Genomic DNA, 553 nt, shown 5'->3' with positions numbered 1-553 from the left:
ATCTTGAGCTCACTACCACGGCTACCCGGTAAAACTGCTAACCATTTTTTGTCTTGTTCAAGTCCTAGCAGATCTCGCGCAGGCGCTTGCTCAGATTGCAAAGGGATAGAGTCCGCTAAGGTGTGGCCGATAAACTCACAAGGCACTTTAAATTTATCGTAAAACGCCTTTTCAAACGGTAGAAAAGCCAGTACCAGGTTGGTCGCTGCCTCGATTTTGAAGATACGCTTTTGACGCCACGCCCATACTGAAGGGCTCACGTAGTGCACGGTTTTAATGCCTGCTTGCTTTAAATCTAACTCTAGACGCAAGTTAAAATCTGGCGCATCAATACCGACAAAAACATCTGGCGGGTTCTGGGTGAAGTACTTAACAAGCTCAGCTTTTACTTTTAATAAACGAGGTAATCGTCCAAGCACTTCAACTAAGCCCATTACAGCTAACTCTTCCATATCAAAAAGAGATTCACAGCCTTGCGCGATCATTTTTGGCCCACCGATGCCAACGAACTCTGTATTCGGGTATCGCTCTTTCACTGCCTTGATAAAGCCTT

Annotated in this window: 1 protein-coding gene; it reads right to left on the bottom strand. The window is 45.4% G+C overall.

Annotated features, from left to right (window positions below; genetic code table 11):
* Positions 1–553: lipid-A-disaccharide synthase (lpxB, locus tag R7Z49_RS26920; RefSeq protein ID WP_318112722.1), on the bottom strand; the 553-nt coding region annotated here is incomplete at both ends.

Source organism: Vibrio sp. 1562, assembly GCF_033340155.1.
In the GTDB taxonomy this organism is placed as follows: domain Bacteria; phylum Pseudomonadota; class Gammaproteobacteria; order Enterobacterales; family Vibrionaceae; genus Vibrio; species Vibrio alginolyticus.
This window is presented reverse-complemented; position numbering and strand designations above follow the sequence as displayed.